The organism is Rubritalea squalenifaciens DSM 18772 (assembly GCF_900141815.1).
GTDB lineage: Bacteria > Verrucomicrobiota > Verrucomicrobiia > Verrucomicrobiales > Akkermansiaceae > Rubritalea > Rubritalea squalenifaciens.
Map to the genome: position 1 here is coordinate 37,206 of NZ_FQYR01000003.1, position 17,799 is coordinate 55,004.

The following is a 17,799-nucleotide window of genomic DNA, read 5'->3' on the forward strand; positions in this document are numbered from 1 at the left end:
GTTGTGTTAAGGTAGTTTAGAGTGAAAGATAGAAATGAGCTTATTTATGAGGACTGGCTGGGCGTGAAGCCACAGCTTTTATGGGCCTTGGAAAGGAGTATGGATGCGACTTCGGCTCAAAAGATGGGGACGATTATACGCAGCCATGATCATACAGCATGGTACATTATTGAGGGCAGAGCTGTAGTTCAAAATGAACTAGGTGAAGTCATTGCTGGAGCTGGAGAGTGGCTGTTTCCTGCTCAGGGGGAGAGGAGACAGGTGTTTGAAGGGCCGTTGACGTTTTACTCAGTCAATTTTACCGCCAAATGGCGAGACTTCAAACCGCTGTATCCACTTGAAAAATCCCTTGTAATGAAAGGGAGCGTGCTACCCATCCTAGAAGAGAAGGCTAAATCTATTTGTGACGAAGTCTTCGCGAGACTGGGGAGGGAGAGCTGGTATTTAGGAGTGCATGCCTGCAAGCTAGCTGATTGGCTGGCGATCCAGCGAATGAAAGCAGAGTGGCTAGAAGCCTACGCCGAGGCGATGAATGTGCTCGGTGTGGAGCATTATGCTCCATCCAAGATGGATCCCCGATATCAGCAGGCTCAGCAGATCATGGAAAATCATGACTGGAGCCAGAAACTCACGATGGAGGAACTTGCTCAGAAGGTTGGATTGAGCAGGAGGCAGTTAGAGAGAATCTATCAAGAGCAGCTAGGCCGTTCACCAATGTCTGTCTTCGAAGATTTCAAATTGGAGAGATCCAAGTCGCTGCTCTTGACTCCGGGCGTTCTGATGAAGGAGGTAGCGTACGAAATGGGGTTCAATGATATCTCGAATTTCAATCGTTGGTTCTTCCGTCTTACCAAGGTGAAACCGGGTGCGTTTCGAGAGTCATTCCAAATTGGTTTTTAGATCTACCAAGAAGCCCCACTCGGAGGCTTCTTGAAAGGGGGATCTTAGGCGTCGATCTTGCGATAGGCGGCCATGAGCTTTTCCAGACCTTCTTTACCTTTGGCGCTGACTCCGTGCTCCATGCCGATGACACCTTGGTAGCCCTTGTCTCTAAGCCATTTGGTGACCGCTACATAATCAAGCTTGCCTGATCCAGGTTCCTTTCTGCCAGGAACATCACCGTACTGCAAGTAGGCTGCTTGGCTCCATGTTTTCTCGGCATTAGGTATGGGGTCATTGCCGATTTGCCCTTCGTGATAGAAATCTGCGAGTAGCTTGCAGGACTTGCGGTTGACCGCTGAACAGAGTTTGAAGCCGTCTTCGAAACTGCGTAGTATCGGCGCCCCACCCTTGATCCCATGAGAGAGGGGTTCCAGCACCATGATGATGCCGTGCTCCTCCACGATGTCGCAGCAGCGTTTCATCAGATCGGCTGAGGTGGCGATTTGCTTATCCAAGTCTTCGTCTCCCTTGCGGATGCCTGGCACCATGGTCATGTGCGTCTGGCCCGTGCGCTTGGCAGTCTCCACACCCAATCGCATGTCATTGAGGATACTTTCCTGCTCTTCTTTATTAGCTGTAGCAAAATGCACGCCGTTGCCCCCACTGATGACGGTCACCCCGAGGGTGATTCCTTTTTCTTTTGCGAATGCGGCGACTTCTTCTTGAAGCTTGGCTGAGCGCTTGATCAAGCCGTTATCTTCCCAAGCTCTGAAGCCTAGTTCGTAGGCGAATTCCATTCCCTTCACATATCCTCTTGGAGCAGTGGGGAGTAGGCCGGGATGCGGCGCGAAGAGTGATTTGAACGGAGTAGTATTCATATCTTTGGAAAATGCGGATGGGGCTGCGGCTGCTGAGGCGCCGGCGACGAGTAGTTTGGAGAAGTGACGTCTATTCATAATCTTCTATAGGCTATGTACTAGAATGATAGATGCATTTTATCTATGACGAATAAAAAAGCCCTGACTGGAGTAAGCAGACAGGGCTTTAAAATTTAGTTAGGCTGGTTGATTAGCCAAGAAATTTTAGAATCTCTGTCGGGTCCTTGCTCACGAGATGAGATTCTTTTGGGTGATCTGCCAGTGAGGCGAGACGCTCAGGCACCTCGATGTTTCCGGCTCCGAGCTCTTCTTCCATCGTAGGAAGGAACTTGGATGGGTGAGCGGTTTCCAGAATGATGGTCTCAGCATCAGGTACGGCCTGGCGCCAGATCTCTGCAGCCAGAATGCCGACAGCTCCATGTGGGTCGATCATGTAGCCTGTACCTTCTTTAACAGCACGGATCGCTTCACGTGTCTCGTCATCGGAGAAGGCGAGACCGGAGATACTCTCACGCATCGCTTCCCAGGAGTCACCGAAGAGGTTCTTCATGCGGGCGAAGTTTGAGGGGGCTCCCACGTCCATCGCATTAGAGATGGTGGCATGTGATGGCTGAGGATCGTATTCACCTTCGGCCAGATAGCGCGGCACCGTATCGTTGATATTGGTAGCGGCGATCCAGTGAGCCACAGGGAGACCCAGCTTTTCAGCGAGCAAGCCCGCGGTGAGATTGCCGAAGTTTCCAGATGGAATCACGAAAGTCGGAAGCACGCCTTCCGGTAGCTGGCGGGCAGCATGGAAGTAGTAGAACGACTGAGGAATCAGACGCGAAATATTGATCGAGTTAGCGCTGGTCAGATTGTACTTCAGGGAAAGCTCACGATCGAGGAAAGTGGCTTTCACCATCGCTTGGCAGTCATCGAAAGTCCCATCGACTTCCAGAGCGGTAATGTTTCCGCCTAGTGTCGTGAGCTGTTTCTCCTGAAGCGCAGACACGCCGCCTTTAGGGTAGAGGATGATCACACGCGTACCGGGAACGTTGTGGAATGCCGAGGCAACCGCACCACCTGTGTCGCCAGAAGTGGCTACGAGGATGGTGAGGTCTTTGTCGTCCCCTTTGGTGAGGTAAGCCATGGTGCGAGCCATGAAGCGCGCGCCGAAGTCCTTGAATGCTAGGGTGGGGCCGTGGAAGAGCTCCAGGATATGAGTCTGTGGAGCTATGGTTACCAGTGGCGCATCAAAGTTGATCGCCTCTGAAACGATCTCTTTCAGGTCCGTGTCAGGAATGGAATCACCCAGGATCTGCTTGGCCACATGGAAGCCGAGTTCAGCCAGTGGCATCTCACGCCAGTTCTCCCAGAAGGGTTCTGGGAGTGGCTCGATGGACTCAGGCATGTAAAGTCCGTTGTCCGCTGGGAGGGACCGGATCACTGCTTCCTTGAGATCAACGAACTTGTCTGGTGAATTAGTGGAATAGAATTTCACGATAAGATGAGTCTGTTACGGTTGGCTCATAGAGCCAACCTTGTTAGATTACGTGAACGCCGTTCTTGTTGATCGGAGAAACGTGCTGCTGGTTACCCAGGCCGGCATCGGTGAATACCTTGGACACGGCAGCGGCCACCTTCTTGGCTGTATCCTTGCCTTCACAAAGAGCGAAGACGGAGGGGCCGGCACCAGAGATGGAGAAGCCGAGGGCTCCGTTTGCAAGCGCAGAACGCTTGGCTTTGTAGAACTCAGGGATCAGTTTCTGGCGTCGTGGCTCGGCGATCACATCGTGGATAGAACGTGAAATCATACCATAGTCCTCTTGAATGAGGCCGCAAATCAGACCTCCGAGGTTACCGATCTGCTGGGTCGCGTTCTCCAGTGGGATTTCTTTGGGAAGAATTTCACGGGCGACCTTAGTGAGGATTTCGATATCCGGGTGGACCACTGCAGCGTACAGGTTCTTGGGTACGGGTAGCTGGGCGATATCCAGTTCCTGATTGGAGCGGATGAAAACGATGCCCCCAAGCAGGGAAGGGCCTACGTTATCCGCGTGGTAGGCGCCATCTGCAGAGGCTTCACCAGTCATAGCGAATGGTAGGAGCTGCAGCTTGGAGAGAGGCTCGCCGATAAGCTTGTTCACGGCATAGACGCCAGCTACTGCGGAAGCAGCAGAGGAGCCAAGGCCCGAACCAAAAGGCATTTTCTTGTGGATTTCCATCTCGATGCCGCGGTCAGTCATGCCGAGGTGGCGCAGGAGATCCAGAGCGGCAACGCCCGCTGTGTTGCCTTCGACGGTCTTAGGTAGTTTACCGTCGTCACCGGTAATCTTGGTAATTCGAAGGCCAGGTTTGTCAGAGTGTCTTACTACGACTTCGTCACCGGGTTCATTGATGGCGAAGCCCAGAACATCGTAACCGCAGGCCACATTTGCAACAGTGGCTGGCGCGAATACGCGGACTTCTTTAGGCTCTTGTTTTACCATAGTGCGGCGGGTCATAGCAGGGACTGGTAGGATAGCATAGCGAAATTTGAGTCATGGACACGAAAAATGACGCAGATTGGAAAGATCTGCTTTGCTGGCACCTGTTGATTGCTCTTAGAAGAACAGGAAGCGCTTCTTGCGGGGGCGCTTTTTCTCATACTTGCCATCTCCTACGGAGAGGACCTGGACGCGGACTTTCGTGATTCCGTGCTCGTGGAAGCCGAGTTTCTTGGCAGCTCTTGGAGTCAGGTCGATGATGCGTCCGGGGATGAATGGGCCGCGGTCGTTGAGGCGAAGTTTGAGTTCCTTCCCATTGGAGAGATTGGTGACTTTGACACGGCAGGGAAGTGGCAGTGTCTTGTGAGCTCCGGTGACGTGCCAGGCCTGGACTTTCTCTCCTAGTGAGGTGTTGCCGCGCTTGAGTCCAAACCAGGAAGACTCGTTGTACCAGGAGGCCTCACCTGTTTCGTCATAATAGAGGGCTTGGTTGACAGACATCGGGGTATAGTGAACACTGCGGACCGTATAGGGTCTAGTCATGTAGCCGTCATAGCCGGAGGGGGAAGCGCAGGAGGCTAACAGAATAATCGGCAGGAGCAATGCGAGGAAAACGGGCTTCATGGTCTGGATGATGAAGGCTCGCAGCTGAAGTGTTAAGCGAGAAGTTCTGTCGTGGCGAAAATGTTTGGAGTTCGCTATGAGCTTGTTTTTGAATGAAGAGATTGGCTAGAGTGCTGTCATGCGCGTTTTTGCTACCCTTATTCTGCTGTTGTCTACGCTGTGCCAGGCGAAAATAGCTCCGCTATGTGAAAAGTTCATGAATAGCCAAGGGGTGTATCATCTGTCTATCGACAATAGTCAGCAGTTAGGAGTAGCTGTAGTCTATAAAGACAAGGTGGGGATTCCTTGGGATGGTGATGGAGATGGGCCTAGAATGTCTCGTGTGTTTGCTTCACGTCTGGATTGGCCAAAGATAGAGCTTACTGGACCAAAGGAAGCCAAAGTAAAGCCGGGTGGTAAAGAGCCTATCGTTCTAGGTTTCGTAACCTATCATGGACAAGAGAAGGATTGGACGGCTGAGGTCTGGTGGTGCTATGAAGACTATATTTATAAGTACGCGAGTCATCAGGCGAAATGGGTCCAAGTCGGAGTCTACCCGTCGAAAGACATTCTAGTGGATTTGAAATGGCTGGATACCAATCATGAGAATTTGAAGAAGGTGATCATCGGGGAAGGTTGTCCCAGTGATTTTGGGATTAAGAAAGACAAGCTGAAGGCGCTGGTAGAGCAGGGCTTCATGAATTGGTTGCCTGCCATGGTTAAGTTAGGTGAGGGAAAAGTCGCGAACGATGGCGAATTGCTCGCAGTGGCACTAATTCGTGAATTTATGGAGGTCGTGCCCCTAGAGAAGGGAGAGGTGAAGGCGGATGATGAATCGCTGTTGGAGTGCTACGTGAATCTCTTGAGGGCACTTAAGATGGTGGAGGAGGATCAGGAGGTGACTTCCAAGTTGGATCCCAAGCAGCTGGAGGTCTTTTATACTAGTATCGATAAGCTTGTCCGCTCGTTCAGAGAGTCATCGATTACTCCGAGCATGTATTCCCTCTACGAGGACTATAAGGTGCGGCTTTACCAGAGGCTTTTGCAGCAAGATCCAGAAGTTGATTTACTGCAGGAGGTTCAGGTGGCTCTGCATCATTTTGATGCCGAGGGGGCTCCCAGGCTCTACGGTACCTATTTGGCGGGCTTGAAGGGTGAAAAAGGTTACTCGTCTGCAAATCACGAACGGTTGAGCCGGGCGCTGAAACACCTGCAGTCAGTAGAGAGCATAGAGAAGCCAAACGGCTATACCGTGATGCCTGCGATAGAGGCTTTTTATGAGGAGATAGATACCGAGGTGCTTTCCTATCAGCATAAGAAGCTCAGTCCCTCGCAGCAGCTACTCTTCAACGACTACTGCCGACGCGAAAAAGACAAGCTGCTGGAGTCTGGTGAGATGTCCGACATCATTGACTTCATGCGCTTGGTGCTCAGGCAGGAGAAAGCGAAGGAGGTTGAATTTTTGCTGAACCTTTTTTCAGTGCGGAAGCATGTGGGGGATTTGCAGTTGTTGGGGGAGTTGCTGGACTCGGATTATGTGAAAAATCAGGGGGTAGTGGCAGTGAAGCCGGTATTGGAGCACATGGGCAAGCGTAAGGAAAAGGAAGTCGTCTGGTTGGTTTCTAGTTTACTGGAGCACAAGGACGAAAAGGTGCAGAAGATAGCGCATGATTTTCTGGTTGAAAGAGTTGGGGTTGATCACGGTAAGACGGTCAAGGCCTGGAGGGATTGGTACAATCAGGAGTGAGGTGATTTTTTGACCCTTAGGCCTGATTGAGGGGTTGATTGATCGTGGCGATGCGGATTGAATGAGCGCGATGAGCGAGAAGACGATTGGAATCATTGCCGGCAACGGGATCTATCCAGAGACTTTCGTGGCTTCAGCCCGCGAGAAAGTCCCCGGTGTGAAGCTTGTGGTGGCGGGTTTTCATGGAGAGACCAAGGAGGACTTGGCTCAGAAAGTGGATGCCATGGAATGGTTTCGCGTCGGTCAGCTCGGAAAGTTGATCAAGTTTTTCCGGAGTCAGGGAGTCAGTGAGGCGATCATGGTGGGGCAAATTGCACCACGTAATCTCTTTGATCTGAGGCCGGACATGCGCACGCTGATGATGCTCGCCAAGGTGAAGGAGCGTAATGCCGAGTCCCTCTTTGGTGCCGTGGCTGATGAGCTGGAGAAGGATGGTATCCGCCTGCTAAATGCGACTACTTATCTTGAACACCTCTTGCCTGAGCCGGGTCACGTGGCTGGTCCAAAGCTCAAGAAACGTGCGATGGAGGATGCTGAGTTTGGCTTCAGGACGGCCAAGGAGACCAGCCGCATGGACATCGGCCAGAGCGTGGTGGTGCGCCATGGGACGGTTCTCGCAGTAGAAGCTTTTGAAGGCACGAATGCCTGCATCAAGCGTGGTGGTGAGCTGGGTCGTGGGAAAAGCTGTACCCTGGCCAAGGTTTCCAAGCCTAATCAGGATTTCCGTTTTGATGTTCCTGTCATCGGCGCTCTGACCATCGAGGCCTGCAAGGAGGCTGGCGTGGGCGTGATTGCCTGTGAGGCCCGTAAGACGCTTTTGTTGGGCAGAGAGGATGTCGACAGGCTCTGTAATGAGTACGGAATCACCATTGTAGCCTTGGATGGCGATGCTTGATTTGACGCTAGATTAGGTAATCTGGCTTAACGGCTTGCCAGCAGCTATCAGCTTTGCGTAAAAACTGCCCATGAAAATCAAGGCAGGAGTCGCTGGAACAGGTTCGATGGGGAGAAATCACGCTCGCGTGTATTCATTGTTAGAGGGTGCGGAGCTGACAGCGATCTATGATCAGGATATCGAGAGAGCCAAGGCTGTAGCAGATGAGTTCGGTGGCGTGGCAGTCTCCTCCCTTGAAGAGCTTGCGGCAAATGCCCAGGCGATCAGTGTGGCGGTGCCTACTGTGGCGCACCGTGAGGTGGGTACCAAGCTGATGGAACTGGGCTGTGACGTGCTGATGGAAAAGCCGATCGCCAATACTCTGGAAGATGCTACTGCCTTGATCGAGAAATCCCATGAGCTGAACCGTATTTTACAGGTGGGGCACATCGAGCGTTTCAACCCAGTCATGCGTGAGCTTGAGAAGCGTCTGACCGAGCCGAAGTTCATCGAGGCGCACCGACTTTCACCTTTCCCTAATAGAAGCATGGACATCGGCGTTGTACTCGATGTGATGATTCATGATCTCGAAATTATCCTGCACTTGGTCAAAAGCCCGGTGGTGAGCATTGATGCCGTCGGGGTGAATGTTCTGACTCACCGTGAAGACATCGCCAATGCCCGTATTCGTTTTGAAAATGGCTGTGTGGCGAATGTGACCGCCAGCCGCATTTCTCCCGAGAGAATGCGTAAGCTGCGTGTGTTCCAGGGAGATTGCTACCTCTCACTCGATTATCAGGGACAGAGCGGGGAGATGTATTGGAAAGAGGGCATGGAAATCAAGAAGGGCGAGGTGGAGATCGAGAAAGACGAGCCGCTGAAGCTTGAGCTGGATGCCTTTGTGGGCTGTGTGGCGCGTGGCGAGACCCCGGCTGTCACAGGTCAGCATGGGGCTGCAGCCTTGGATGTGGCCTTGGAGATTACTAACAAGATCGCCGCAGGAATCTAAAAGTATAGATTCTGGCGAGGAAAGCGTGTAGAGTATTCATTGGTGGATAATAAAGTGGAAATACCTCGTAAGGCGATTTACCGCCTTTCCATATACAGCCGTTGCTTGAAGCGTTTGCTGGAAAACGGGATTGAGACTGTCAGTTCATCCGCTCTGGCATCCGCCGCCGGGGTGAAGCCAGCCCAGCTGCGCAAGGACTTGGCCTATTTCGGCCAGTTCGGTACCCGGGGGCTCGGATATCCTGTAGAAGTCCTGCTGAATACGATCCGTGAAGTGCTGGGGCGTGCCAAGCTGCAGCCAGTAGTTCTGGTGGGGGCGGGTAACCTGGGACGCGCGCTCTTGCGTTACGATGGTTTCCGCAAGGAAGGTTTTGAAGTGCTGGCAGCTTTCGATGCCAAGCCTGATGAGATCGATGAAAGCCGTATCCCTGTACCTGTCTACAGCGATGATGGGCTGGAAGACTTTATCAAAGAGAACAAGGTGCGCATGGCGATCGTCTGTGTGCCTGCCGAGCATGGGCAGGCAGTGGCCAACAAGCTGGTCGATGCCGGTGTGCAGGCCATCCTGAATTTCTCACCCATCGTGCTTCAGGTGCCTGAGCATGTCGTGGTGACCCGCGTGGATCTCGCGATCGAGCTGGAGAACCTGAGTTTCTTCATTGATCGAGATTAGGGTGTAACGTCACTCTGTATTCTGGTTATTCTGATTTGAATGAATGATTCAAGAGAGCAGCTTATTGTGAGGCTTCGATCTGAAGCTGGTAAATGCTCCGCAATTGAGCTGGTGATTTTATGTCAAAACGATATGGGCGGAGTCATTTCTCCGTCTCAGTTTATCCATCTTTTTTTTGATGCATTTCCTCATATACCCCTCAGGGCTATTATTCGTGCTACAGGGTGGAAATACTTTCGTGACGAAGGCTTCTCTGATGATGTTTTCAGTGAATTGCTAGATCCTTGGATCAATAAGCAGATTCCATTCAAATGAATCTAAAGAGAGTTCAGAAGCCTCGTGATTATATCAGATTATGATCAATTGACAGACCGGGGCTATTCGGGTGAACACTTGCGTGAGTGTATGTGGTTACCCTTGTCGTATGCTCAGGGGGAATAAAAAATGCGCCGCGTGTTAGGCGGCGCATGGGAAAGTCTGGGGCTGCTGGGCAGCTTACATGTTTGGAAGCTCGATGAAGCCTTCCAGTTTGCGGATACGGGTCGGGTGACGCATCTTACGGAGGGCTTTGGCCTCGATCTGACGGATACGCTCACGAGTCACCTGGAACTGGCGGCCTACTTCCTCAAGAGTACGGCTGTAGCCGTCCTTGAGACCGAAGCGCTGCTCGAGAACTTCACGCTCACGCTCGGTGAGGGTGTCGAGAACGTCGACGATCTTCTCCTTGAGCATGGCGAAGCCGGCTTCTTCCATTGGGTTCTCAGCGGCTTTATCCTCGATGAAGTCACCGAATGAGGTGTCATCGGAATCACCGACTGGAGCCTGAAGGGAGATAGGCTGCTGAGCCATCTTGAGAACGGCGCGAACACGCTCGACCGGAAGGTGGATTTCCTCCGCGATTTCATCTGGAGTTGGTTCACGGCCATACTCCTGAACGAGCTGCTTCTGCACGCGCATGAGCTTGTTGATGGTCTCGATCATGTGAACCGGGATACGGATCGTACGGGCCTGGTCCGCGATGGAGCGGGTGATGGCCTGACGGATCCACCAGGTAGCGTAGGTGGAGAACTTGTAACCGCGGCGGTACTCGAACTTCTCAACCGCCTTCATGAGGCCCATGTTACCTTCCTGAATGAGGTCGAGGAAGGAGAGACCACGGTTGGTGTACTTCTTGGCGATGGAGATTACGAGACGAAGGTTGGCTTCCACCATTTCAGTCTTGGCCTTGTAGGCCATCTTCATCCAGTGGCGGAGGTCCTTGTTGTTATCGGCAAAGCCTTCGGCGGTGTGCCAGGAAAGCTGCTGAGTTTCACGAAGTTTGGTTTCGAACTCTTTGTCGTCCGGGTTGGTCTGAAGCTTGCGCTGGTACTTCCAGAATTTCTTCTGATATTCTTCCACTTCCTCACAGAAATCTTCCACGACCTTCTGCTTGTAGTAGAAGCGCTGGTAGAGACGTGCGATGGAGGTAAGTTGCTTCTCAAGCTCTTCTTCGAGCTTGTTCACGCTTCGAGGGTTCTTGGCGTGAAGCTTGCGGAAGACCTTGTCTGTGTCTTCGTGGCACTGGCGGAGTTGATCGCAGAGCTTTGGCAGCGTCTTCATGTAGCGCTCGCGAGACTCAATCTTCTTGTCCAGGATCACACGGTCAAAGCGCTCTTTGCCCTTCATGAGCTTGTCCGCGAGTTCCAGATAAGATTCGGCAACAAAGCCGAAACGGTGCAGGTACTTCTGCACGGTGAGTTCAGCGTCTTCGATACGCTTGGAAATTTCCACTTCCTGCTCACGGGTGAGGAGAGGGACCTGACCCATCTGCTTGAGGTACATGCGTACTGGATCGTCGAGGATGTCGAGCTTCTGCTCGGACTTCGGCTCGTCGTCACTGCTGCTGTCACGCTTGCGGTCCTGGTAACGGTCCACCTCGGAGGCGTCGATGATGTCGAACTCCATGGAGCGGAGACGCTCAAGGATGGCTTCTACGTCTGCCGGCTCGACGAGATCGTTAGGAAGGATCTCGTTGATATCGTCGTAGGTAAGGTAGTCCTGCTCTTTAGCCAGCTTGATAAGCTCACGTACCTTTTCCTGGATCTCAGGAGTGTCGATACGGTTCTTGGGTGCCTTCTTAGCACGCTTGGCTTTTTCCGCTGCTTCAGCTTCGAGCAGGGCTTCGAGTTTGGAAAGTTGCTTCTTCGGCTTTGCCTCTGTTCCCGCGTCCTCGGCCTTTGGTGTGGCTGCTTCCTCTTTGGCAACTTCTTCGGCCTTAGTGGCTTTGGTTGTCTTCTTAGGAGCTTTCTTGGCTGCTTTTTTGGCGGTTGTCTTCTTCGCTACTTTTTTGGCGGCTGTCTTCTTAGTCGCCGTTTTCTTTGCGGTTGTTTTGGTAGCCGCCTTTTTTGCGGCTTTCTTCGCTGCTTTCTTTGCTGCCATAAGAGATTGTTTGTTCAGTGAACTGGTTTGAGCGACGAGGGCACACGTCACCCATAATATGGGCTGCGCAGTCGCGCAGCGGTTCGGAATCTTGTGTACCTATTAGAATTCGTCAAGGCATTTCGTGGTTTAGGCTACATAACTTTTTCGTTACTAACGGATCTTTGACTCTGATGGTTACAGAGGAATACCTGAGTGAAATGAGTGATGAGTTAATGTTGACTAATTTACCTTGAATTAAATTTGACCTGAGGCCTATGTTGAATCCTTAAGAATTAACTCAACATTACCATGTCAGTTTCTGCGCTACACTACCCAGCAAAAATCGTTCCATTCATAGAGTATTTGCAAGGTCTAACGACCAGACCACCGATCGATGATCTGGTGGCAAAGATGAAGAAGTTTGATATCTCCATGCAGGAACTTGGCAGCTTCGTGCAGTTTCATGATCGGGGGTACCGTCGCAACGTGGTTTTCGAGAATGAGCATGTGCAGCTACTGTGTTTGTGCTGGAAGAGCGGTCAGCGCAGTCCTATCCATGATCATGCGCAGTCGATCTGTGCGGTGAAGATCGTCGAGGGGGTAGCTTCTGAGACGCTCTTTGAAATGACACCCAGCGGTTACATCAAGGCGGTGTCCACGGTGGACTATGGTGAAGGGGTGATTGGTTCAGAAGATGATGATACTCATCAGGTGGCAAACCTTCAGGAGGAAGGGCAGGATCTGGTTACTCTGCATTGCTATGCGCCGCCGCTGAGGAAGATGAAGACCTACTCCATCGATTCCAAGTTTTCCCAGATGTACGAGCCTGTGAATGAAATGCATATCTATGGCAGTGGAATCTAACGAATGAGGTGATGGCTCCAGTAAATATCACAGGGCGGCAGGGGATGACTCTGTACGAGCTGATCGAATCCCAAGGATATCTTTCTCTGGATTCGATGGAGGGTAGTCTCGAGGTCCATCGCCCGCCCAGTCTGGAGGGGAGCAAGTGGGCTCTCGCTCCGGGGATTCTTTTGGCCGCACTGCTGACTGTTTCAGCGGCTCTGCTCAGCAAGGCGCCGTTTCCTCCATTCACCATGAAGGGGGCTGCTCTTGAGCATCCACTGGGAGTGTCGGTTCTGGCAATTCTTCTTGGTCTGGTGTTTGGCTCCACGGTTAAGTTGAGCAAGCGTGTGAAGCTGGGCTGCAAGTGGGTGGCCTACTGGCTGATTCCTGTCGCGATTGTCTGTTTGGGTGGAAAAATGGAAATGGCAGCGCTGCAAGGTGTGGCCGGGAAGATGGTTCTTGGTGTTATCGCTATTATGGCTGTCGCCCTAGGTGGTGGCGTGATCTTTGGCCGCTTGTTCGGGTTGGGGAAAAGGACGTCTTACTTGTTAGGCGTCGGCTCCGCGGTGTGCGGAAGCAGTGCCGTGATGGCTGTTGCGCCTGTGACGGAAGCTGATGATGAAGAGGTTGTCCTCGCGGTGGGAGCGGTGAATCTGGTGGGCTTGATTGCCATGATGGCTTGCGTGGTGGCACTCTGGATCGTGCCGTTGGATGCTTCCTTTTATGGAGCCTGGGCAGGATCGACGATTCATGCGGTGCCTCAGGTGATCGCTGCTGGTCAGAGCCACGGGGCGGATGCGGCCTCTATGGCGACACTGGTAAAACTCCTTCGGGTATCCTTGCTGGTGCCGGTCGTGATCGGAACCGCCTTTGTCTTTGGTAGGGCAAAGAATGGTCAAAAGGGTTTTCAGAAAGAGAGGCTGGTAGGGGTGGTTCCCTGGTTTGTCTGGGGCTTCGCTATCGTGGTGGCCATCAAGGCACTGGGCTGGCTGCCTGAGCTTGTCTTTGAAAATGGTAATACGGTGGATGTCAGCCAGGTCATGAGCGATGTCAGCAAGTGGCTGCTTGCTCTGGCGATGGCTGCGATCGGCTTTCAGGTGAATTTGAAATCCATGGCTAAGAGTGGCGGCAAGGCCATGCTGGCTGCCGTATGTACCTGGGGCGTGATGGCTGCGTCGGCGTTCTTGCTGCTTGGCCTTTTGGTGTGAGCTGAGCCAAAGACGCAAAAAAGCCCCGACTCATGCGAGCGGGGCTGATTCAAAAGTATTGATGGAGCCTAGCTTTGCACACGTTCCACGTTAGCGCCGAGCATTAGAAGCTTTTCATCGATGTGCTCGTAGCCTCGGTCGATGTGGTAGAGGCGGTTGATTTCTGTAGAGCCTTTGGCTGTGAGGGCTGAGAGTACCAGTGCTGCGGAAGCTCGGAGGTCGGAAGCCATCACTGGAGCGGCTGACAGCTGCTCGCCGCCTTCGATGACAGCACGGCCATTGTCGACCTTGATATTGGCTCCCATACGGGACATTTCCGCGCAGTGCATGAATCGCTGAGGGAAGATGGTGTCCTCGATCACGGAGATGCCTGGAGTCACTGCGAAGAGGGAAGTGAACTGAGCCTGCATGTCAGTAGGGAAGCCGGGGTGTGGAGCTGTGGTGATCTTGCAGCCCTTCGGGTTCTCACCTGGAGCTACGCGGACAGAGGTGCCGTTCTTGTTGAACTCAACTGTGTGTCCTGCTTCGAGAAGTTTCTCGGTGACAGGCTTGAGATCAGCTTCGCAGACGCGGTGGAGGGTGATGCCCTCTGGTCCGGCAGCCATCGCTCCTGCTACCATGAAGGTACCGGCTTCGATACGGTCAGGAATGATGGTGTGCTCCACTCCGTGAAGTTTCTCCACGCCATGGATGGTGATGCGGCGGGTGCCAGCGCCTTCGATCTTGGCGCCCATGCCGATGAGGAAATTAGCGAGGTCGACCACCTCTGGCTCGGCGGCGGCGGATTCGATGACGGTGGTTCCCTTGGCGAGAACGGCAGCCATCATCAGGTTGTCTGTGCCGAGAACGGTCGGGCCGTGCTTGCCGCTGAGGTCGACTGTGGTGCCGATCAGGCCCTCTGGGGCACGCATGTCCATGTTGCCGCCTTCCATGTCGATCTGGGTGCCGATCGCTTTGAGACCTTTGATGTGAAGATCCACAGGACGGTCGCCGATCACACAGCCGCCTGGCAGGGAGACGCGTGCTTTGCCCAGGCGGGCGAGTAATGGCCCCATCACGCAGATGGAGGCGCGCATCTTGCGTACCAATTCATAAGGAGCGTCATGGGAGATGTTCTTGGCTGAGATGCGGACGGTGCCGCTGGAGCGTTCCACCTCGGCACCGAGAGCCGAGAGAATCTGGATCATGTAGTTGGTGTCGGAAACATCGGGCACGCGGCGGATGATGACATCTTCATCAGTGAGAAGTGATGCCGCGAGAATAGGGAGTGATGCATTTTTAGCACCGGAAATATTAATGGATCCGTTGAGAGTGCTGCCGCCGTGAACGATGAGTTTATCCATGATCGGAAATAGTGATAGATTCTGAGATTGAGCTAAAGGAAGAGTTACGATTTGGAGGCGGTGGGAAAGCGGAGGATTCCTGATAGGTCCGGGTAGGTCTTGATATCGGTGAATCCAGTTGCAGAGAGCAGTTTCTCGACTTCCTCGTTTTGGTGGATCCCTATCTCGAGGGCAATGATACCGCCGGGATTGAGATAAGAAGGTGCTTCTTGAATGAAAGTGCGGATGATGTCCAGCCCGTCTTGCCCACCAAATAGGGCCAAGTCCGGATCGTGAGCCAGTTCAGGGGCCAGGCTCGGCCGATCGGTTTCGGGTACGTAGGGGAGATTGGCCACGATGAGATCATAGCCGCCCTCGATTTGGCTGAAGAGATCGCTGTGGACGAAGCGGATATTCTGCGCGTCCAGAGCTGTGGCGTTTTGTTCAGCTAAGGAGAGCGCGTCCGTGGAGACATCCGCACAGGTGACTGCAGCCGAAGGGATTTCCTTGGCCAGGGTGATGCCCAGCACGCCAGAGCCGGTTCCCATGTCTAGAATCGCTGGTGACTCGGGCAACTTGAAGCGTTTGATCAGGATCTCAGCTAGTTCCTCGGTTTCAGGGCGGGGGATCAGAGCTCGGGCGTCTGTGTGGAAATCACGCAGGTAGAACTCGACTGTGCCGAGAAGGTGCTGGAGTGGGACTCCCTCGCCTCGCTGCTTGAGCATTACCCTCAGCGGCGCCAGCGCGGATTCATCCAGCGGCTCGTCGAAGCGGGTGTAGAGTTGGATCTTGGAGCAATCGAGCTGATGGCAGATCATCAGCTGCATGTTGCGGCGGGCATCCTCGATTCCTTTTTTCTCCAGCCACGTGGTGCCGGCTTCGAGAGTGTCGAGGATGGTTTTCATGAGAACGTGAGATGGTCGATATGGATCAGGCGAATCGGATTAATCCATGTTTGCCTCGGCGAGACGCTGCTCCATCTCAGCTTTCTGGAGGTTGTCGGTGAACTCGTTGAACGCGCCAGACATGATGCCCTCGATGTTGTGGGAGGTGTAGTTGATGCGGTGATCCGTTACACGGGACTGAGGGAAATTGTAGGTGCGGATTTTTTCCGAGCGGTCACCGGAGCCGATCAGGGCGCGGCGCTGGGCGGAGTACTTGGCTTCCTCCTCGCGTACCTTGGCTTCGTAGAGCTTGGTACGCAGAATCTCCATGGCCTTTTCCTTGTTCTGGGTCTGGGAACGGCCGTCCTGGGACTTGACCTGCAGGCCGGTAGGAAGGTGGGTAATCTGTACGGCGGAGTCAGTGGTGTTGACGTGCTGTCCGCCAGGACCACCAGAACGGGTGGCCTGAATGTGGAGATCCTCTGGTCTGATCACGATGTCCACCTCTTCCGCTTCAGGCATCACGGCGACAGTCACGGTGGAGGTGTGGATACGACCTTGGGTCTCTGTGGCTGGGACACGCTGGACGCGGTGCACGCCGGATTCATACTTGAGGAAGCGGAATACCTCTTCACCTGAAACTTTGAGAACGACTTCCTTGAAGCCACCTACTTCAGAGGGGGAGGAGTCGAGGTGCTCGATCTTCCAGCCACGTGTTTCCGCATGGCGCTCGTACATACGCATGAGTTCACCCGCGAAAAGGGAAGCTTCGTCACCGCCGGCGCCGGCACGAATTTCAAGCAGGGCGTCACGGTCTTCGTTAGGATCGGCTGGCAGCAGGGAGTACTGGACCTTCTCTGAGAGAGTCTCGATCTTCTCCTGTAGCTCTGGGATTTCCATTTCCGCCATCTCGGCGATTTCAGGATCGTCCTCTTTGGCCAGTTGCTCATTCTCCTGGAGATTAGTACGCGCGTTCTCGAGCTCATCCCACATTTCCAGCAGTTCCTTGAGACGGCGGTGCTCGCGCATGGTCTCTGAGGCTCTCTTCTGGTCCGAGAAGAGGTCTGGGTCAGTGATGAGTTTTTCTACTTCAGCGAAGCGTTCGCGGCGTTTCTCGATGAGAGAGGCGTAATCCATGGCGGGAGATTCTAGGGAAGGAGCCTCTGGTGCAAGGTTAAATAACACCCGAATAAGAGATTCTGACGGGGCCTAATCTGATAAAGTGCTTTATCAGTACAAAGTAAAAACAAAAGGTGAAATATCCGTGATCCTGTGGCTACTCTTTCGACGTAGAGTTAATCTAAACGGGGCTCGCAAGGGCCTTTTGTTTACATAGTTTAGGTTAAGGTACAAAATGCGGAGAGGGGGAGGATCTATTGGTCCTCCCCCTTTTGCATTGTAGGTCTTGGTGTTACCTCTCAGGCGTGTGGTACCTGAGCAGCCTCGATAGCGAAGGCGGTGTCTAAAAAGGCATTCTTGCCTTTGGTGATGATCCGGGTCTTCTCGAACGGGAACTCGTAGCGGTATTCGCTATTTGCCGGAGGTTCGTGCCTGCGGAGGCAGGCTGCTACGACCCGCTTGCGATAGACGGGTTCCACTTCGGCGGTAGAGATACAGATCTGCTCGTCGGCTTTGAGGAATTGTCTCCACATCAGCCACATCGGGTGATCGTGTATCCACATGCGGATATTGTCGGCGTCTCCGATGTAGAGCAGTCTTCGCATGGCTACGGTTCCAGCGTCTGGATTATAGCGGCATTTGTAGATGCAGTAGATACCCGAATAGGAAGGAATATCGGCTACGCGTTCTTCACGCCAGTAGCCCTCAAAGTTTAGGGTGAATGATTTTTCTGCCATGACGTTGATAATCAGGGGTTTGTGTTATCATTTATTATAAAGTGTTTAGTCTCAATTGGCTAAACATTTTTACGAGTGAAAAACATGCGCCATTTTGGCGTGATGCGCCAAGTGGGGAGGCCTATGGGGCAATGCATGGCAGTGCTTTCG

16 protein-coding genes are annotated in these 17,799 nt (G+C 53.1%); 7 read left to right on the forward strand and 9 right to left on the reverse strand.

Annotated features, from left to right (window positions below; all coding sequences use genetic code 11):
• Positions 1 to 21 precede the first annotated feature (21 nt).
• Positions 22 to 900, forward strand: a complete 879-nt coding sequence (locus BUB27_RS05530; protein WP_143158582.1) for a helix-turn-helix domain-containing protein — start codon at positions 22 to 24, stop codon at positions 898 to 900.
• Between the two features lie 44 nt (positions 901 to 944).
• Here BUB27_RS05530 and BUB27_RS05535 read toward each other — a convergent pair whose 3' ends face one another.
• The 4 genes from BUB27_RS05535 to BUB27_RS05550 all read right to left on the reverse strand — a co-directional run bounded on the left by BUB27_RS05535 (position 945) and on the right by BUB27_RS05550 (position 4,852).
• Positions 945 to 1,838 carry a sugar phosphate isomerase/epimerase family protein gene (locus BUB27_RS05535; RefSeq protein ID WP_143158583.1) on the reverse strand — a complete coding sequence of 298 codons (894 nt, stop codon included), beginning with the start codon at positions 1,836 to 1,838 and terminating at the stop codon, positions 945 to 947.
• A 112-nt stretch (positions 1,839 to 1,950) separates the two neighbouring features.
• Positions 1,951 to 3,243 (reverse strand): threonine synthase, encoded by a 1,293-nt coding sequence (gene thrC / locus BUB27_RS05540; protein WP_143158584.1) that lies wholly within the window; start codon positions 3,241 to 3,243, stop codon positions 1,951 to 1,953.
• Between the two features lie 43 nt (positions 3,244 to 3,286).
• Positions 3,287 to 4,246: a homoserine kinase gene (locus tag BUB27_RS05545; protein ID WP_234991685.1), complete on the reverse strand. Its 960-nt coding sequence runs from the start codon at positions 4,244 to 4,246 to the stop codon at positions 3,287 to 3,289.
• 99 nt (positions 4,247 to 4,345) lie between these two features.
• Complete coding sequence (locus tag BUB27_RS05550; protein WP_200797075.1) at positions 4,346 to 4,852, reverse strand: septal ring lytic transglycosylase RlpA family protein; 507 nt, start codon at positions 4,850 to 4,852, stop codon at positions 4,346 to 4,348.
• 196 nt (positions 4,853 to 5,048) lie between these two features.
• Between BUB27_RS05550 and BUB27_RS05555 the strand changes: the two genes are divergently transcribed.
• From BUB27_RS05555 to BUB27_RS05570, 4 genes are all read left to right on the forward strand, one after another.
• Entirely contained in the window at positions 5,049 to 6,578 is a 1,530-nt protein-coding gene (locus BUB27_RS05555; RefSeq protein WP_143158585.1) for a hypothetical protein, read from the forward strand.
• Between the two features lie 70 nt (positions 6,579 to 6,648).
• Positions 6,649 to 7,473 (forward strand): LpxI family protein, encoded by an 825-nt coding sequence (locus BUB27_RS05560; protein WP_143158586.1) that lies wholly within the window; start codon positions 6,649 to 6,651, stop codon positions 7,471 to 7,473.
• A gap of 70 nt (positions 7,474 to 7,543) precedes the next feature.
• Positions 7,544 to 8,461 (forward strand): Gfo/Idh/MocA family protein, encoded by a 918-nt coding sequence (locus tag BUB27_RS05565; protein ID WP_143158587.1) that lies wholly within the window; start codon positions 7,544 to 7,546, stop codon positions 8,459 to 8,461.
• Positions 8,462 to 8,515: 54 nt separating this feature from the next.
• Positions 8,516 to 9,133 (forward strand): redox-sensing transcriptional repressor Rex, encoded by a 618-nt coding sequence (locus BUB27_RS05570; RefSeq protein WP_234991686.1) that lies wholly within the window; start codon positions 8,516 to 8,518, stop codon positions 9,131 to 9,133.
• A 495-nt stretch (positions 9,134 to 9,628) separates the two neighbouring features.
• On the opposite strand, the gene rpoD is transcribed toward BUB27_RS05570, so the two are convergent.
• Positions 9,629 to 11,551: an RNA polymerase sigma factor RpoD gene (gene rpoD, locus BUB27_RS19220; protein WP_143158589.1), complete on the reverse strand. Its 1,923-nt coding sequence runs from the start codon at positions 11,549 to 11,551 to the stop codon at positions 9,629 to 9,631.
• A gap of 291 nt (positions 11,552 to 11,842) precedes the next feature.
• Here rpoD and BUB27_RS05580 point away from each other — a divergent pair, with 291 nt between their 5' ends.
• Complete coding sequence (locus BUB27_RS05580; protein ID WP_143158590.1) at positions 11,843 to 12,397, forward strand: cysteine dioxygenase; 555 nt, start codon at positions 11,843 to 11,845, stop codon at positions 12,395 to 12,397.
• Between the two features lie 11 nt (positions 12,398 to 12,408).
• Entirely contained in the window at positions 12,409 to 13,587 is a 1,179-nt protein-coding gene (locus tag BUB27_RS05585; RefSeq protein WP_143158591.1) for a YeiH family protein, read from the forward strand.
• A gap of 68 nt (positions 13,588 to 13,655) precedes the next feature.
• Here BUB27_RS05585 and murA read toward each other — a convergent pair whose 3' ends face one another.
• The 4 genes from murA to BUB27_RS05605 all read right to left on the reverse strand — a co-directional run bounded on the left by murA (position 13,656) and on the right by BUB27_RS05605 (position 17,649).
• Positions 13,656 to 14,930, reverse strand: a complete 1,275-nt coding sequence (murA, locus tag BUB27_RS05590) for a UDP-N-acetylglucosamine 1-carboxyvinyltransferase (RefSeq protein WP_143158592.1) — start codon at positions 14,928 to 14,930, stop codon at positions 13,656 to 13,658.
• A 44-nt stretch (positions 14,931 to 14,974) separates the two neighbouring features.
• Positions 14,975 to 15,814: a peptide chain release factor N(5)-glutamine methyltransferase gene (gene prmC / locus BUB27_RS05595; RefSeq protein ID WP_143158593.1), complete on the reverse strand. Its 840-nt coding sequence runs from the start codon at positions 15,812 to 15,814 to the stop codon at positions 14,975 to 14,977.
• 39 nt (positions 15,815 to 15,853) lie between these two features.
• The gene (gene prfA, locus BUB27_RS05600) at positions 15,854 to 16,930 is read right to left on the reverse strand and encodes a peptide chain release factor 1 (protein WP_143158594.1); all 1,077 of its coding nucleotides are present in this window, start codon (positions 16,928 to 16,930) and stop codon (positions 15,854 to 15,856) included.
• Positions 16,931 to 17,211: 281 nt separating this feature from the next.
• The gene (locus BUB27_RS05605) at positions 17,212 to 17,649 is read right to left on the reverse strand and encodes a GIY-YIG nuclease family protein (RefSeq protein WP_143158595.1); all 438 of its coding nucleotides are present in this window, start codon (positions 17,647 to 17,649) and stop codon (positions 17,212 to 17,214) included.
• Positions 17,650 to 17,799 lie beyond the last annotated feature (150 nt).

Excerpts from the sequence above, each read along its gene's own strand:
- BUB27_RS05565 (WP_143158587.1), top strand. The coding sequence starts at position 7,544 with ATGAAAATCAAGGCAGGAGTCGCTGGAACAGGTTCGATGGGGAGAAAT.
- BUB27_RS05585 (WP_143158591.1), top strand. The coding sequence starts at position 12,409 with ATGGCTCCAGTAAATATCACAGGGCGGCAGGGGATGACTCTGTACGAG.
- BUB27_RS05535 (WP_143158583.1), bottom strand. The coding sequence starts at position 1,838 with ATGAATAGACGTCACTTCTCCAAACTACTCGTCGCCGGCGCCTCAGCA.
- BUB27_RS05580 (WP_143158590.1), top strand. The coding sequence starts at position 11,843 with ATGTCAGTTTCTGCGCTACACTACCCAGCAAAAATCGTTCCATTCATA.
- rpoD (WP_143158589.1), bottom strand. The coding sequence starts at position 11,551 with ATGGCAGCAAAGAAAGCAGCGAAGAAAGCCGCAAAAAAGGCGGCTACC.
- murA (WP_143158592.1), bottom strand. The coding sequence starts at position 14,930 with ATGGATAAACTCATCGTTCACGGCGGCAGCACTCTCAACGGATCCATT.
- BUB27_RS05555 (WP_143158585.1), top strand. The coding sequence starts at position 5,049 with ATGAATAGCCAAGGGGTGTATCATCTGTCTATCGACAATAGTCAGCAG.
- BUB27_RS05545 (WP_234991685.1), bottom strand. The coding sequence starts at position 4,246 with ATGACCCGCCGCACTATGGTAAAACAAGAGCCTAAAGAAGTCCGCGTA.
- BUB27_RS05560 (WP_143158586.1), top strand. The coding sequence starts at position 6,649 with ATGAGCGAGAAGACGATTGGAATCATTGCCGGCAACGGGATCTATCCA.
- prfA (WP_143158594.1), bottom strand. The coding sequence starts at position 16,930 with ATGGATTACGCCTCTCTCATCGAGAAACGCCGCGAACGCTTCGCTGAA.
- BUB27_RS05605 (WP_143158595.1), bottom strand. The coding sequence starts at position 17,649 with ATGGCAGAAAAATCATTCACCCTAAACTTTGAGGGCTACTGGCGTGAA.
- prmC (WP_143158593.1), bottom strand. The coding sequence starts at position 15,814 with ATGAAAACCATCCTCGACACTCTCGAAGCCGGCACCACGTGGCTGGAG.
- BUB27_RS05550 (WP_200797075.1), bottom strand. The coding sequence starts at position 4,852 with ATGAAGCCCGTTTTCCTCGCATTGCTCCTGCCGATTATTCTGTTAGCC.